Source organism: Pseudomonas salomonii, assembly GCF_900107155.1.
In the GTDB taxonomy this organism is placed as follows: Bacteria; Pseudomonadota; Gammaproteobacteria; order Pseudomonadales; family Pseudomonadaceae; genus Aquipseudomonas; species Aquipseudomonas salomonii.
In genome coordinates, this window is sequence record NZ_FNOX01000009.1 from 40,766 (window position 1) to 55,457 (window position 14,692).

14 protein-coding genes are annotated in these 14,692 nt (G+C 59.3%); 13 read left to right on the plus strand and 1 reads right to left on the minus strand.

Going from position 1 to position 14,692, the window contains the following annotated elements:
• The first annotated feature begins 6 nt into the window (after positions 1-6).
• The 9 genes from BLV67_RS20315 to BLV67_RS20355 all read left to right on the plus strand — a co-directional run bounded on the left by BLV67_RS20315 (position 7) and on the right by BLV67_RS20355 (position 8,248).
• Positions 7-1,236, plus strand: a complete 1,230-nt coding sequence (locus tag BLV67_RS20315) for an MFS transporter (protein WP_065912385.1) — start codon at positions 7-9, stop codon at positions 1,234-1,236.
• Positions 1,233-1,862, plus strand: a complete 630-nt coding sequence (cysC, locus tag BLV67_RS20320; RefSeq protein ID WP_069786949.1) for an adenylyl-sulfate kinase — start codon at positions 1,233-1,235, stop codon at positions 1,860-1,862. Before BLV67_RS20315 ends, cysC begins: the two co-directional genes overlap by 4 nt.
• 80 nt (positions 1,863-1,942) lie before the next feature.
• On the plus strand, positions 1,943-2,587 hold the full coding sequence (locus BLV67_RS20325) for a CGNR zinc finger domain-containing protein (protein ID WP_069786971.1): 645 nt from the start codon (positions 1,943-1,945) through the stop codon (positions 2,585-2,587).
• A 90-nt stretch (positions 2,588-2,677) separates the two neighbouring features.
• On the plus strand, positions 2,678-3,178 hold the full coding sequence (locus BLV67_RS20330) for a sigma-70 family RNA polymerase sigma factor (RefSeq protein ID WP_069786950.1): 501 nt from the start codon (positions 2,678-2,680) through the stop codon (positions 3,176-3,178).
• Between the two features lie 32 nt (positions 3,179-3,210).
• On the plus strand, positions 3,211-4,161 hold the full coding sequence (locus tag BLV67_RS20335) for a FecR family protein (protein ID WP_065912314.1): 951 nt from the start codon (positions 3,211-3,213) through the stop codon (positions 4,159-4,161).
• A 97-nt stretch (positions 4,162-4,258) separates the two neighbouring features.
• A complete protein-coding gene (locus tag BLV67_RS20340) occupies positions 4,259-6,664 on the plus strand; it encodes a TonB-dependent siderophore receptor (protein WP_069786951.1) in 2,406 nt (801 codons plus the stop codon).
• 284 nt (positions 6,665-6,948) lie between these two features.
• Complete coding sequence (locus BLV67_RS20345; RefSeq protein ID WP_065912316.1) at positions 6,949-7,170, plus strand: hypothetical protein; 222 nt, start codon at positions 6,949-6,951, stop codon at positions 7,168-7,170.
• Between the two features lie 165 nt (positions 7,171-7,335).
• On the plus strand, positions 7,336-7,698 hold the full coding sequence (locus BLV67_RS32625) for a hypothetical protein (RefSeq protein WP_141722719.1): 363 nt from the start codon (positions 7,336-7,338) through the stop codon (positions 7,696-7,698).
• Position 7,699: 1 nt separating this feature from the next.
• Positions 7,700-8,248: a type III secretion effector protein gene (locus BLV67_RS20355; RefSeq protein WP_065912320.1), complete on the plus strand. Its 549-nt coding sequence runs from the start codon at positions 7,700-7,702 to the stop codon at positions 8,246-8,248.
• Positions 8,249-8,273: 25 nt separating this feature from the next.
• Here BLV67_RS20355 and BLV67_RS20360 read toward each other — a convergent pair whose 3' ends face one another.
• Complete coding sequence (locus BLV67_RS20360; RefSeq protein ID WP_069786953.1) at positions 8,274-9,425, minus strand: MFS transporter; 1,152 nt, start codon at positions 9,423-9,425, stop codon at positions 8,274-8,276.
• A gap of 359 nt (positions 9,426-9,784) precedes the next feature.
• Here BLV67_RS20360 and BLV67_RS20365 point away from each other — a divergent pair, with 359 nt between their 5' ends.
• The 4 genes from BLV67_RS20365 (at position 9,785) to BLV67_RS20380 (ending at position 14,691) form a co-directional block, all read left to right on the plus strand.
• Positions 9,785-10,771 carry a diaminopimelate epimerase gene (locus BLV67_RS20365; protein WP_069786954.1) on the plus strand — a complete coding sequence of 329 codons (987 nt, stop codon included), beginning with the start codon at positions 9,785-9,787 and terminating at the stop codon, positions 10,769-10,771.
• A gap of 302 nt (positions 10,772-11,073) precedes the next feature.
• Positions 11,074-13,089 (plus strand): type VI secretion system tip protein TssI/VgrG, encoded by a 2,016-nt coding sequence (tssI, locus tag BLV67_RS20370; protein ID WP_069786955.1) that lies wholly within the window; start codon positions 11,074-11,076, stop codon positions 13,087-13,089.
• Positions 13,089-13,913 (plus strand): DUF4123 domain-containing protein, encoded by an 825-nt coding sequence (locus tag BLV67_RS20375; RefSeq protein WP_069786956.1) that lies wholly within the window; start codon positions 13,089-13,091, stop codon positions 13,911-13,913. The genes tssI and BLV67_RS20375 overlap by 1 nt, the downstream gene beginning before the upstream one ends.
• Entirely contained in the window at positions 13,906-14,691 is a 786-nt protein-coding gene (locus BLV67_RS20380; RefSeq protein ID WP_069786957.1) for a hypothetical protein, read from the plus strand. The genes BLV67_RS20375 and BLV67_RS20380 overlap by 8 nt, the downstream gene beginning before the upstream one ends.
• The last annotated feature ends 1 nt before the right edge of the window (position 14,692 follow it).

The following is a 14,692-nucleotide window of genomic DNA, read 5'->3' on the forward strand; positions in this document are numbered from 1 at the left end:
GTCATGATGAGCACACTCGTGCAGAATAATCCTCGCGTGTTGGACAGCGTGGTGTTGGCAGTCGTACTGACAGGGTTTGTGGCCAGCACCTACGGGTTCGGCGTTTATTTGTTCGCCAACCTGGTCGTTGATATGCGCCGAGATATCGGCTTTGACTACACCACTGTGGGCTTGATCACCGGGGGCGCGCAAATAGGTTTCCTGCTGTTTTCTTCGGTCACCAGTTACATCAGTCGTTTTTTCGAAGGTTGGAAAATCAGCCTGGTGTCCACCGTGGTGACGTCTCTGGCCCTCCTGGGCTTAAGCGTCAGCGACACTATTTGGTTGTCGGGTGGGTTGTTGATATTGCTGGGAGGCTGCTCCGCTTCGGTTTACATCCCGCTGGCAGAAATCGTTACCAAGGGTTTTAGCCCAGGTAATCGCTCCCGGGTTATGGGGCTGATCTCCAGTGGCACCAGCTACGGCGTGTTTATCAACGGGTTACTGGTGTCATTTCTCACCTTGCAGGGTGGCTGGCGCTCAATCTGGCTAACGGCCGGCCTTGTGTCATTGGGCCTCTGTGTCGTGGCCTGGTTTCTGTTGCGTAACAGGGGGGCTGACCAGACGGCTGGTTTTTCAGGTGAGCGCTCGCGGTCGCTCGACGGCCAGACGCCATGGCTGAGCCGTTCGCTGTACCTGATCTGGGGCATCGCCTTTCTCAATGGGATGGCACTGCTGCCGTTTCAGACTTATCTGGCACCTTACCTTCGCGATGAATTAGGCGTTTCGGTACAGGACGCAGGGTTTATCTGGACGACGATCGGCGCTGTGGGGATGGCGTCAGGTTTTTTGGTGGGGTGGGTGGCGGACAAAGTGGGTGCCAGGGCGGCCTTGGCCATGTGCTTTCTAAGCGCGGGCCTGGCAGCCCTGCTGGTGTTCAGTTTTAACGCTATCGCGTTGTTCTATTTGGCGGCTTTTTTGTTTGCGCTGGCGTTCTACCCCATCTTTGGGCTGGTCCCCAGCTATATCGGACAAATCGTTGCGGTCAACCGACTGACGCAGGCATTTGGCATTGCCAATGTGCTGATTGGCCTGGGTGGCGTGTGCGGTAACTTTCTGGGCGGGCTGTCAAAAGACCTGACGGGCTCGTTCTCGACAGTCTATTGGGTGGTTTCACTGCTTCTGTTTTTGCAATGCGTGATGGTGTTAATGTTGGGCAAACAGCCTGTTTCGCTGACGGAGGGTGAGCGGCCATGAGCTATTTTGCGCAAGATCCACAACAGAACCTGCATGGGTTTGCGTTCAATCACGAGCGTGTCGACCAGTCGCGAATGAAGCAGAAACCCAGGGTCATTTGGATGACGGGGCTCTCGGCCTCCGGGAAGTCGACCATTGCCAATGCGCTGGATATTGCCTTGCGGGCCCAAGGCCGGTTTACCTGCATCCTTGATGGCGACTCGGTACGCAGGGGGCTGTGTCGTGACTTGGGGTTCACCGACAGCGACCGGGATGAAAACATTCGACGGGTCGCGGAGGTGGCGGGTTTGATGGTGGGGGCGGGACTTATTGTCATTGTCGCGCTGATCTCGCCGTCATCGGCCAGTCGGCATTACGCCCGCTCGATTATTGGCAACGAGCATTTTGTAGAAGTTCACGTGGACGCCCCACTGGCAATTGCTGAACAGCGAGACCCTAAAGGTTTGTATAAAAAGGCGCGGTCGGGCCTGCTCAAGAACTTTACGGGGATTGATTCGAACTACGACACTCCGTTGTTTCCTGAAGTGCATTTGCCGACTGACGTGATGTCGGTTGAACAATCGGTCGGCATTATTCTTGACTGGATGGCGCGTGCGGAGGACCCCGTTCAGCCATTGGTCTTCTAGCCGCGGGGCGGTGACTTCGACTCCAGGAAACGAGGTATTCTCTGCCAGGGCGGAGCATGCAGGTTCTTTCGGGAGTTGGAATGACACATTTCACGGGCACTGCAAAATCAATCCGGCTGATCGGCGGGGCCCGGGTATTGGACTTCATCAATACCACCAATGGTCGCAGGCCGCATTCCGCACTCAAGGTTCGGGAAGAACGACTCACCAGTTTCAAGTTCTTCATGGAGTGGGCATTACACGCCTCTTTGCTCTCTGAGCAAGAGTACGCTGACTACACCCCTCTGGTGGTTGACTCGGCTATTTCCTTCCAGCCAGACCTGGACGCCATTATTGCCTTCCGAGAGCTTCTGTACGGCGTTTTCCATACGCTGTCATTACGCCAACCTGTCACCGATGAGGCATTACAGCAGATCAATCTGCACTACCAGCAGGGCACGGCGTGGCGAGTGTTGCGCGCCATCAACGGGGTGCCCGCGTGGGGCTGGCGCACCTGCACCTCTGCGCAAGAGTTGACGTCGATGCTGATAGCGCGCCTGGCCACAGACGCGACGCAACTGCTGGTATCGAGCCAGCTTCACGCGTTGAGGAGCTGCAGTTGTACCGATTGCGATTGGATATTTCTCGACCTCTCCAAAAGTAAACAACGCAAATGGTGCCAGATGAGTGTGTGTGGCAGCCGAGAGAAGCTGAGCCGACTCAAACAGGCGGCCGGTCATCTTTAGTTGCAACGCAATACGGTGGGCGACGGGAAGCAATTGCTCCGCTTAATAGGAAACATTACTATTCACGCCCCGCCTTCCAGTGCTCACGCGATGATTCCTCAGCCGCCCCGCAGAACAGGCTTTTTCGAGCATTACGAAGAGTTGATCGGAACCTGGACACGCCGTCTGAGAAACCGTCAGCAGGCCGAAGACCTGGCGCACGACACCTTCGTGAAGGTGCTTGAGTCGCGTTCGAGCGACGTTGAGCAACCGCGCGCCTATCTGCATCAAACGGCGCGCAACATCGCGGTGGACGCATACCGCCGCGAAGACCGGCGAGAGGCGCTGGCGTTGGACGCCATTGATCAGCGTTCGTCCCACAGCGGCGACCCGGAGCATGTCATGCACGCGATCCAATTGGCCGACTCCATCGAGCGGGCCTTGGCCGAGTTGCCGCTTAACTGTCGCAAGATATTTATCTGGCAGAAAATCGAGGGCCTCACCCAGCAGGAAATCGCCATCCGCCTGGGCCTGTCTAAAAACATGGTGGAAAAGTATATGATCCGCACCTTGCGGCATCTGCGCGACCGCCTGGACGCCATGGCCCCATGAACTCTGCCCGTTTTGAAACAGGATCTTCCACGATGGATAGCCGTGCTCGCGACGAAGCCGCGCAATGGTTTGTACGCCTGCAAGACGCCGAGTTGAGCCCCGAAGAACAACAGCGTTTTGATGCGTGGTGTGCCGAGCAGCCTGAGCATCAATACGAATTTGAGGTGCTGCAAGGCCTGTGGAGCACCGCGGACCTCGTGCCCACGGCGCGTTTGCAGGCACTGTGTGAGGACCCGGTCGAACGCCCCAAACGTCGCGCGATGGTGCGTTACGCGGTGGCTGCCAGTGCGGTGGCCATCGCCGTAGGGCTTGGCCTGTTCAGCGGGCTTGATCATCCCAGACCCTACAGCGCTGAGTTCAGCACGCGCTTGGGCGAGCATCGCCAAGTGGCATTGCCCGACGGTTCAGTGATGGACCTGAACAGCCGCAGCGTGGTGGCGGTGCACTATGAAAAGGGCCGACGCGGCGTAGACATCAAACAGGGCGAAGCCATGTTCAGCGTCGAGCACGACACCAGCCGCCCGTTTGTCGTGGCCGCCGGTGCGGGGCAGGTCACAGTCACGGGCACGCGTTTTGATGTGCGCCGCGATGACGACCAGACCCGCGTGGTGGTCGAGGCCGGCACGGTCAAGGTGCAGGGGCGAGCGTCGGATCAGGTCGTGATGCTCACGGCAGGGCTCGGCACCCATGTCGATTCTGCCGGGCAAGTCGTTACGGCGTATGCGGTGAATGCCGATGACCTGACAGCCTGGCGCACGGGCAAGTTGGTGTTCAACAACGCCACCCTCGGCGAAGTGGCGCGGGAAGTATCACGCTATCGCGAGCAGCCGTTGCGGGTCAACACGGCGGCGGTGAGCAATCTGCGGCTGACCAGCGTGTTCAAATCCAGCGACACGGACGCGCTGCTCAAAGCGCTGCCGCATATCCTGCCAGTGGCCGTACGCGCCTTGCCGGACGGCAGCCAGGAAATTATTTCACGCTGACATTCAGGTTTTTTTCGAGTTCTTCGTCTTCTTCTGCAACTGCAACTGGTTTGCATTAACAGCCGCACATTCTTGCGATCACAGGACTAGGTTCGACGTGAAAAAACTTGTCGTGAACAACACTAAAGTCTCCCGCTGGGCGCCCCTGGCGCTGGCGCTTGCGGTCAGTTCCGCGCTGCCTGCGGCCTATGCGGCCGACGGCATCCATATTCGCTCCCAACCGCTGGGCGCTGCGCTGAGTCAACTGGGCCAGCAGACTTCCCTGCAAGTGTTCTTCAGCCCTGACATGGTGGCAGGCAAACAAGCGCCTGCAGTGGACGGCAACCTGTCGCCCGAGCAGGCCCTGCGCCAATTGCTCCAGGGCAGCGGCCTGGATTACCGGATCGATGCCGGTTCCGTGACCCTTCGCCCACTGCACGGCGGCACGGGTGAAACCGGTTCGCCGCTGGAGCTGGGCGTCACGGATATCAAAGTGGTCGGCGACTGGCTGGGCGATGCCGATGCCCAGGTGGTGCAGAACCATCCGGGCGCACGTACCGTGATCCGCCGTGAAGCCATGGTGGAGCAGGGGGCGATGAATATCAGTGATGTGCTGCGCCGCGTCCCTGGCGTGCAGGTGCAAGAGGCCAACGGCACCGGTGGCAGCGATATTTCCCTCAACGTCGGCGTGCGTGGCCTGACCTCACGTCTGTCGCCACGCTCCACCGTATTGATTGACGGCGTACCGGCGGCGTTCGCCCCGTATGGGCAGCCGCAACTGTCGATGGCGCCGATTTCTGCCGGTAACCTGGACAGCATCGACGTGGTACGCGGCGCCGGTTCCGTGCGTTATGGGCCGCAGAACGTGGGGGGCGTGATCAACTTCGTGACCCGCGCGATTCCGGAGCAAGCCTCGGGTGAAGTCGGCACCACCCTGGAAACCTCCGCCCACGGCGGCTGGAAGCACGTCGACAACGCTTTTGTCGGCGGTACCGCCGATAACGGCATGGGTGTGGCCTTGCTGTATACCGGGGTAAATGGCAACGGCTACCGCAACAGCAATAACGCCAACGACATCGACGACGTGATCCTCAAGACCCACTGGGCGCCGACCGATCAAGACGATTTCTCGCTGAACTTCCACTATTACAATGCCAATGCCGATATGCCCGGCGGCCTGACCCAGAAGCAGTTTGACGCCAACCCGTATCAATCGGTGCGCGATTGGGACAATTTCAGCGGCCGCCGCAAGGATGTGTCCTTCAAGTACATCCGCCAGATCGACGACCGTACCCAGGCCGAAGTGCTGACTTATTACATCGACAGCTTCCGTGGCAGCAACATTGCCAACCGCGACCTCAAGACCATCAGTTCCTACCCGCGCAGCTACTACACCTTCGGCATCGAGCCGCGGGTGTCCCATGTGTTCGACGCAGGGCCAAGCACCCAGGAGGTCAGCGTCGGTTATCGCTACCTCAAAGAAGGCATGCATGAACAGGCCAGCAGCCTCAATCTGGTCAACAACGTGCCGACGCCGGGCGGTCAAAATGACGGCCATGTTTACCAGGATCGCACCGGCGGTACCGTGGCCAACGCGTTCTATATCGACAACAAAATCGATATCGGCAAGTGGACCGTCACGCCGGGCATTCGCTTCGAGCACATTGAAACCAATTGGCATGACCGCCCGGTGGTCGCCCTGAACGGTGTGCGCACCGTGGAAAAGAATCGCAAGATCAACAGTAACGAGCCGTTGCCGGCGTTGAGCGTGATGTACCACATTTCCGATGCCTGGAAAGTCTTTGCCAACTACGAAACCTCATTCGGCAGCCTGCAGTACGCGCAGATCGGGCAGGGCGGTCGCGTCAACCAGACGGCCGACGGCCTGAACCCGGAAAAGGCCAAGACCTACGAGATCGGCACACGCTATAGCGACAGCGTCTGGGGCGGCGAAGTGACGCTGTTCTACATCGATTTCTCGGATGAGCTGCAATATGTGAGCAACGACGTGGGTTGGACCAACCTCGGCGCCACCAAGCACCAGGGTATCGAAACCTCGGCTCACTACGACCTGTCGAACCTGGACCCACGTCTGGACGGCCTGACTGCCAACGCGGGCTTTACCTACACCAAGGCTACCGCCGAGGGTGATGTGCCGTTCAGGGGCCGCGACCTGCCGCTCTACTCCCGTGAAGTGGTGACGGCGGGCCTGCGCTACGACATCAACCACTGGACCCATAACCTGGACGTCTATGCCCAGTCCGGTCAACGTGCGCCGGGTACCGGCACCACCTACATCACCCAGGGTACCGCCGACGGCCAGTACGGCGATATTCCCGGTTATGTCTCGGTCAACGTGCGCAGTGGGTATGACTTCGGTGCGCAATTGTCGAACCTGAAACTGGGTGTGGGCGTGAAGAACCTCTTCGACCAGCAGCACTACACGCGCTCCAGTGACAACAACGCCGGGTTGTACCTCGGTCAGCCGCGTACGTTCTTCGTGCAGGCCAGCGTTGGTTTCTGATCGGCCGTGTGTAAGAAAAATCGCAGCTCAAGGGCAGCGATTTTTTTTGGCTTTTTTCCATGTACTTACCGAGCTGCCTGAGCCTTGTCAGGAACTGTTTGCGCGAATTCGCCACACAGGTTGTAACCAGCGACGTCGATCGTACTGGTTGTTTTCAGACGCCGAGCCAGGGGCCAGACATGACTTCATCTTCGTTTCAATCCGGCCAGACCGAGGGCCGGTGCACCGTTAATGGCTGGCGTGGGGTTGCCTGCTCCACATCGCCAGGCGAGGAGGGCAACAGCATGGCCCTGTCAACGATGTACGCCGCTGAAACGCTGCGCATGAAAGCGTTCGTGGGGCAGCACAAATTCCAGGCGCCCGTTGCAGATGATTTTGCCCGCGGGCTGCTTGCGCCAGAGCCTGCCAACCGTCCTGACACTCACTGTTTGAGGCAACCCACTTTCCGTTGGGCCGCGCTGCTCAATAGCCTCACCGCCCTGTGGCGAGGGCAAACACCTGGGTGATCCAGTGTTACATGCTGTTATGGGGATTCTCCTGCCACCCGGAACTATCGCGTGGCGCTAACCACATATCCGTTGCTTGCTACCCAGAGGGTGAATCGATGATTCAGGGCCCCCTGGTACTGACTTTCAGGCAAGCATGGATCTGCAAAAGGCGAGAGATGAAGCATGAAGATTGAGGGTGCATTACTGCGCGCGCAGCCAATCGGCGTGGACGGGCCAGAGGTATGTCGGGTTTCATCGCCCCGCGTTTTTCATTCGCCCGGCGATGAGCCATTTACAACACGAGATTTGCCGTCGCAGCGGCCCATGCTGTGGCGTGGAGGCTTGTCTTCGTTGCGCCAGCAGGCCCTGCAAAATGCGCCCACGGTTCGCGCCAACACCACACCACCGGGGCCGAACTCCACCGATAGCCAACTGGCGGACGAGTTGGCGAAACACTTTGGCGAGCTGCACGGTTTTTTAAAGGAAGGCCGTTTGACGCAGGCATCGTTGCGCCAGATCGCAGCTCAAACCTTGAGTGGAGAGTAAGGTGCGCGACCGTATGATCCTGCTGGTCAGGGAAATTCTCAACCGCCCGCTGCTGAACGACGCGATCATCGACGGTGCGGGGTACATCACCCGTGACAGCCTGAACGCAGCCGCTGCGGCGTTGCTGGGTAACAGCTCCCCCGGCGCCTTCAGCCAGGACCCTTTTCATGATCAGGGCAACGCCGAGGTCGTAAAGGCTTTGCAGGGCTATTTCAAACAATTGCGGGATATACCCAAAGATCGCACGGTATTTTTTGAAACGTTTGAATACCTGGAAATAACCCAACTCAAAACCGTGATGAGTGACCCTGACGACCTCGATTCGCAAGGCCGACCGCTGTTGGAGCCCGCGACTGGGCTACCGAAGAAAAAGTACAGTGAACACTGCGTCTACACCGCCAAGAACATCATTGAGCGCCCAGGCCTGCTGCGTTCGCTGGAACGTGCCAACAACATGCGTTTGCTGGGGCGCCCCAGGCACGAGGGCTGGCTTTGCAACAAAAGCCTGGAACGCTGGCTGGAACAATACGAAGCCCACAAAGCCAGATAAACCCTGGCTGTGTGGGTTGAGCGTTTTACACCTTGAGAATTTTACCGCTGACGGCCACCCCGGCCAGCAGCAGCGCAATCAGCACAAAGGCCGTGCTCAGGCTGCTGCCGTGGGCGATAAACCCGATAACTGCAGGCCCGGCGAGAATACCGGCATACCCCAGCGTGGTGATGGCCGGTACGGCGATATGTTCCGGCATGACCGTTTGTTTACCGACGGCGGTGTACAGCACCGGCACGATATTCGAGCAGCCGGCACCCACCAGGGCATACCCCAGCAGCGCGGTTTCCCAGGCCGGCAATAACGTGGCAAGCAACATGCCAGCTGTGGCCAGCGCGCCGCCGATGACGATCACGCGGGTGGCGCCCAGGCGGCGGACAATCGAATCACCGGTCAGGCGTCCTGCGGTCATGGTCAAGGCAAACGCCGCGTATCCCAGGCCGGCGTAGGCTTCATCAAGACCGCGTTCTGCACTGAGGAACACCGCGCTCCAATCCAGCACGGCGCCTTCGGCCAGGAACACGATGAAACACAGGCAGCCGATAAACAACACCACACCGTGTGGCACGGCAAACGCAGGGCCAGAGCTTTCGCTGCCGTAGGGCAGCAGATGAGGCCCGGCCTTTAACAACGCAAGCGCCATGATGACGATCACCACCAGGGTCGCCTGCAACGGCGACAAGCCCAGCCCCAGTAACCCGGCAACCCCCGCCGCGCCGACGATGCCGCCAAGGCTGAACAAACCGTGGAAGCCCGACATCATGGTTTTGCCGCTGGCGCGTTCAACGATGACGGCCTGCAGGTTGACGGTCGAATCCACAGTGCCCAGGCCCGCCCCAAACAGGAACAACCCGGCTATCAGCAAGGGGATCGAACTGACCGTGGCGAGCATCGGCAGTGCCAGGCAGATCATGATCGTGCCGGCCGTCAGTACCCGTCGGCAGCCGAAGCGAGAGGCGAGTGCACCCGCCATCGGCATCGCGATGATCGAACCGACGCCCAGGCACAACAGCAACAGGCCCAGCGTGCCTTCATTCAGATTGGCGCGCGCCTTGGCGTAAGGCACCAGCGGCGCCCAGGCTGCGATACCGAAGCCGGCGATGAAAAAGGCGATACGGGTCGACATTTGTTCCAACCGCCCGGGAACCACGGGCGCTGGGGTGGGGATGGCAGTCATGAAAAATCCTTGGTTTTGCGTTCAACGAACGATGTCCGGCGCGACATCCTTGCACATCAGGCCCTGTCGAGCGAGCCGGGTTCCCTTCAAGCGAGGGCCCGACACCCTGGTGCGGGTTTATTGTTACAGGAGCGGAACGTCCTCGACGGTGGCGACCACACAGAGAGGCTATCGGATTCTTCGGCGGTGGTCTGGAAGGTGCGTAATCCGCGTGAGAACGGATGAACCCCAGGTTTTTTGCGTTGGATTACCACCTTCCAGTCCACTGCCCACTGTGCAGCCTTTCTGTAATACGCTGCTGCCAAGTGTGTGAGCAACCGGAGAAATACGTCGATGAATATTCTTGTGAAGGCATCGCTATGACGCTGTTCTATGACGCGCGGGGCAATATTTACGGGGTGGTCAGCCCCGGCTATCTGCGCAGCAGAGGCATTGCAGTGCCTGAGTCCGCCAACCTGGCTGCCAGCACTCGAAAAGAATGGACAGCCTCAGCGATTGCGTCGGAGTGTGAGTGGGGCACGTTACCGCGTGCGGGCAATGCCAAGGCGCACCGCTGCGATGGTTTGCTGGTGGGGCCGTTCCAGTCTGCGCCGCCGTTTGACGTGTTGATCGTCAATACCGATGGCACGCTCGCCGAACGCAGTGGTAACGGGTTGACGATTTTCTCCCAGGCGCTGACGGATCAAGGTTTGATGGCCCAGGGGTGTGAGTTGCACGTGCATCACGACAAGCACGATGCAGCCTCGCCGGTGGCGACCTATTCGCAGCCGGCGAGCTTTGAACAGGTTGCCGGTTTCTGGTTGGCCTTGGGGCAACCGGAATTCGGGCCAGCAGCGGTAGCCGCTGCCGGTGTTGACGCAGTAACGCTGGGGCAATGTGATTTCAGCCATGTGGCTGCACTGGCGGCGATCGATCCGCAATGGGCCGTCAGCCAGTTTGTCCGTGTGGGCAATCCTCATTGTGTGACGCTCGTCGAGCATGTCCTGGCCTTGCCGGACAATCAGTCGATGCACCAGCCCGCACTGTTTGAGCCGTTACGGGCCATTGCCTTTGCGCCGCCAGGCGGACGCGGCCAACCTTGTTCGGCTGGGGTCAATCTGCAATGGGCCGTACATTCTTCAGGCAATCGGGTCATCGCAAGGGTGTTTGAGCGCGGAGAAGGACCTACCGCGTCCTCGGGTACCAGCGCCAGTGCAGTTGCCTGCGCGGCATGGCGCGCGGGTTGGGTTGACGCCGGCGAGGTGGCCGTGGTCATGCCGGGTGGCACAGTGCCGGTGCATTTACAGTGCGAGGCCGAAACGCTGCTGAGCGTCAGTCTGTTCGGGACTGCATGCGTGCAAGCCTAAAGTATTAGAAGTGGCTGATATCTTGAATACGTGTCAGCCGTTTCTTTATCGTTTAGTTGTATGGTTGGAGTTGGTGTAAGAAGTTTCTTGTTGTTGAAGGTTATTGAATTCTACGAATTTATTATTTTGTAAAAGACGCGTCCGACCACGCTGTGCGAAACGTCTTTTTTATTTTTAAAGGGTCAAATTCCGCCTGAAGTCGCTAAGATTTATTGGGTTCAGGCGCTTTTTCCCGGCAGTTCAATCAATGCCCGATGGGGGGAGGCCTTTCAGTCAAATAATTGATGACGGGTAACTTAGGGATGGTTGAAACATCTGCCGCGCCACGTTTCAAGTTGATACTTCCAGACATAAACAATGACTTTCAGGTACTCGCTTTCAAAGGCCGAGAAGCCCTTGATCAGCCTTACTTCATTACCGTGCATTTAGTCAGCGAAAATCCCTCTCTGGATCTGGAGGCGCTGCTTCACCAGCCGGCTTACCTTGACTTTGGCGAATCCGATGCGGGGCTGCATGGGCACATCTATGCTATCGGCCGTGAGGGGCCCGGCGTTCGGCTCACTCGCTATCGTCTCACCCTGGCACCACGCCTGGCGTGCCTTGCCCATCGACACAACCAGCGGATCTTCCAACAACGCAGTGTGCCGCAGATTATTGCGGCGGTACTTGAGCACCACGGCATTCTGGCGGACGCCTATGCCTTCGAACTGGGCCCCGTGGCCTACCCACCCCGTCCGTTCTGCGTTCAGTACGCGGAAACCGACCTGCACTTTATCCAGCGGTTGTGCGAGGAGGAGGGTATCCACTACCACTTTCGCCATAGTCCGAATAATCACGTGCTGGTGTTTGGTGATGACCAGACGGTGTTTCGGCGCCTGGCTGCACAGCGATTTTGTTCGACACACGAGTTGACCAAAACAAGAGCTATCCGGCAGTTCGGCGTGCGTCTGGAGACCCGTACCCAGCTGACGGTGCGCCGTGATCATGACTTCGAGCATCCGTCGCTGCGCCTGGAAGACAAGGCCGGGCCTGCATCGACGCAGCGCCTTGAGGACTATCATTACCCGGCTGGTTTCAACGACCATGCGCGAGGTCGGCAATTGGCGCACAGGGGCCTGGAGCGGCATCGGCGCGACCGCCAGCGTGCCGTGGGCAAAAGTAATCAACCGGTGCTGGGCAGCGGCCATTTTCTTGAGCTGTGTGACCACCCGGACCCCACCTGCAACGACCTGTGGTTGCTCACGTCGGTGCATCACGAGGGGTATCAACCGCAGGTGCTGGAGGAAGCGACGCCTGTGGCGGGCACATTCCATGGCTACCGCAACCGGTTTAGTGCAACACCCTGGCGCGCCGTGCATCGGCCCCCCCTCCGACACCCGAAACCCAGCCTCAATGGCAGCCAAACCGCCATCGTGACGGGGCCAGCAGGCGAGGAGGTGCACTGCGACGCCTACGGCCGAGTGAAGGTACGTTTTCATTGGGACCGCCTCGACCCCACGGATGACAACAGCAGTTGCTGGGTACGGGTAGCATCCGGCTGGGCGGGTGATGGCTTCGGCGCCATGCTGATTCCGCGGGTGGGCATGGAGGTGCTGGTAACCTTTCTGGAAGGCGACCCGGACCAGCCGTTGATCAACGGCTGCCTGCCCAATGCGTTGCACAGGCCGGCTTACCCTTTGCCGCAACACAAGACACGCAGTGTGTTGCGCAGCCGCAGTGTTCCGGGGGGCAGGGGTGCCAACGAGCTGCACCTCGAGGACCGCTACGGCGAGGAACTCATCTACCTGCGCGCCCAACGGGACCTGGAACAGCAGGTCGGCCATGACAGTCGCCTTGAGGTGGCGGGAGAGCGGCGGGAAATCATTCGCGGGTTAAGCACGGTTCACTTGGAAAGTGGCGAGCAGCGCCGTATCACCGGGGATCGCACTGTCATGCTTGGCACGAACGATCGGCTGGAGGTGCAGGGAGACAGCCATACGCATATCGGTCAGTCCATGGTTATCCAGGCCGGGCAGCAGATCGTCCTCAAGGCCGGCGCCAGCTTGGTCATCGATGCGGGCGCACAATTGAGCCTCAAGGCCGGGGGCGAGCACCTGATTATCCAGGCGGGCGGCATTTTCAGCAGCCGGCCTGTCACCGTTGGCGGCTTGCCGCCCTTCGCTCGGTCGGCGAACCCATTATCGGCCATGGATGCACCGAACCTCTCGACGGCCCAAGGTACCCTTCTGGACGAGGCCCGGCAGTTGGGCGCGGACTTCTGCCCGGTGTGCGAGGCGTGTCGTGAAGGCCAGTGCACCCTCATGCGGAGGGCTGCCTGATGCCAAGTGAGCCGGGCCAGTGGATGGCTGAACAACAGCAGGCGGGGCGCCGACTGTGCTTGATCCTTGATGGTCACCACGACGCATGTCAGCAGCTGTTGGCGGTGCGCAACCTGTCACAGTATTGCTGCCTGTACGCTGAGACCGCCCTGGCCGAGTTGGCAGCGGCGGGCCCGGTGATTCTGCTGGTGGAGCAGGCGGACGAACCCGCGCTGGTTGACCTGCTGCACCACCCCGAAGCGAACTGGGGCTGGTTGGGCAGCCTGCCCGGCGATGATCTGGCTGGTGTTGTTCGGCATTGGCGCGAACGTCTGCTGGTAGGGCGCCAGGGAGGCCAGGCCCTGTATCGCTTTCACGATAATCGCACCTTGGCACGTGCTTTGATCCATTTGCAGGGCAAGCACTGGCCAGTGTTTCTCGGCCCACTGATCAGTGTGTGCTATTGGCACCAGGGCCGTTGGTGTCAGGGTGAGAACCCAACGCCCGGTGAGTATCCAGTGCCTGTGCCTGCGCCCTGGCTGAACACGCCCAACCCTCAGGCCGAAGTGATCCTGCACGCCAATATCCTGCGTTATCTACTGACTGAACACAGCGAAAAGCTCGCCGGCTTGGTCGAGTTTCAGGACCCCAGAGTTTGGCTGGCGCAGGTTCTTGAGCAGGCTCGTGCCTGGCAATGGCGAGGCCCCCAGCAGCTCGAGTTTCTGGTGGTGCGCCGGTTGGAGGAGGCGACGCAAGGCAGCACGATGGGGTGGCAGCCGATAGCGGGCGAGGCACCAGCGGAACATTTTGAGCGGGTGTTACGGGAGTGGCAAAAGCATGAATAGGTGGGCGTGTAGCGTTTTGATAACGCTCGGTGCTGGATGGCTCTCGGGTTGTGCGCTGACACCGCCGGCTGAGCGTTTTACGCTGGAGGTGGATTTGCCGGCGCAATTTCGATTTATCGGTGCGGCCAACTACCGTCCCGCCAGGTATGAGCTCTGTACCTTGCCGCAGCGTCGAGGCAAAAGGCCTGAACGCAAGATCTTTATTGCCGATTACAAACCCGTGGCTGGACGGGTGAGCTATGAGTTCCCGCTGACTGAAACCATTGAGGGGTGCCCTTCGGTGTTGCGTAGCGTGCAGTTCACTCTTTATGCGAAGTGGGGCGAGCGATATAGCGATGTTGGCGGGGATTCAGCAGGGATCTCTTTCGCCGATCCTATTGAGTCAGAACGTGTCGCTGGCATGCCTGACTCTGGTGTCCAGGAATTCGCTGGGCAATGTATGTGGTTTTTTCGCACGGTGGGTCCCTTGCATGCGATCACGAAACTGTTGGAATGCAGAGCGTTGAACACAGCCGGGCAGAGGGAAGAAAAGCTAGCGGGTGGTGTAGTACAGAGAGAGCTGCTCCCAGGAAAAAAAGTAAGGCTGACGCTGAGCGTTACAGACGAGGAGGCTCCCGCTTTTCAGGACACGTGGCTAGCTGTACCGGGGGGATGGAAACGCTGTCGGGGTAAAAGCCTTGAAGACCTGTCCGGATACTGTGGCAGTAACACCACGGACTTTAAACCGATAAAAATGCCGGATGGACGTATCTGTGATGTTTATCCGACGTGCAATTAAC

What these genes read in the sequence shown, in the direction of transcription:
- BLV67_RS20315 (WP_065912385.1), top strand. Translation starts at nt 7, where the DNA reads ATGAGCACACTCGTGCAGAATAATCCTCGCGTGTTGGACAGCGTGGTG.
- cysC (WP_069786949.1), top strand. Translation starts at nt 1,233, where the DNA reads ATGAGCTATTTTGCGCAAGATCCACAACAGAACCTGCATGGGTTTGCG.
- BLV67_RS20325 (WP_069786971.1), top strand. Translation starts at nt 1,943, where the DNA reads ATGACACATTTCACGGGCACTGCAAAATCAATCCGGCTGATCGGCGGG.
- BLV67_RS20330 (WP_069786950.1), top strand. Translation starts at nt 2,678, where the DNA reads ATGATTCCTCAGCCGCCCCGCAGAACAGGCTTTTTCGAGCATTACGAA.
- BLV67_RS20335 (WP_065912314.1), top strand. Translation starts at nt 3,211, where the DNA reads ATGGATAGCCGTGCTCGCGACGAAGCCGCGCAATGGTTTGTACGCCTG.
- BLV67_RS20345 (WP_065912316.1), top strand. Translation starts at nt 6,949, where the DNA reads ATGGCCCTGTCAACGATGTACGCCGCTGAAACGCTGCGCATGAAAGCG.
- BLV67_RS32625 (WP_141722719.1), top strand. Translation starts at nt 7,336, where the DNA reads ATGAAGATTGAGGGTGCATTACTGCGCGCGCAGCCAATCGGCGTGGAC.
- BLV67_RS20360 (WP_069786953.1), bottom strand. Translation starts at nt 9,425, where the DNA reads ATGACTGCCATCCCCACCCCAGCGCCCGTGGTTCCCGGGCGGTTGGAA.
- BLV67_RS20365 (WP_069786954.1), top strand. Translation starts at nt 9,785, where the DNA reads ATGACGCTGTTCTATGACGCGCGGGGCAATATTTACGGGGTGGTCAGC.
- tssI (WP_069786955.1), top strand. Translation starts at nt 11,074, where the DNA reads ATGGTTGAAACATCTGCCGCGCCACGTTTCAAGTTGATACTTCCAGAC.
- BLV67_RS20375 (WP_069786956.1), top strand. Translation starts at nt 13,089, where the DNA reads ATGCCAAGTGAGCCGGGCCAGTGGATGGCTGAACAACAGCAGGCGGGG.
- BLV67_RS20380 (WP_069786957.1), top strand. Translation starts at nt 13,906, where the DNA reads ATGAATAGGTGGGCGTGTAGCGTTTTGATAACGCTCGGTGCTGGATGG.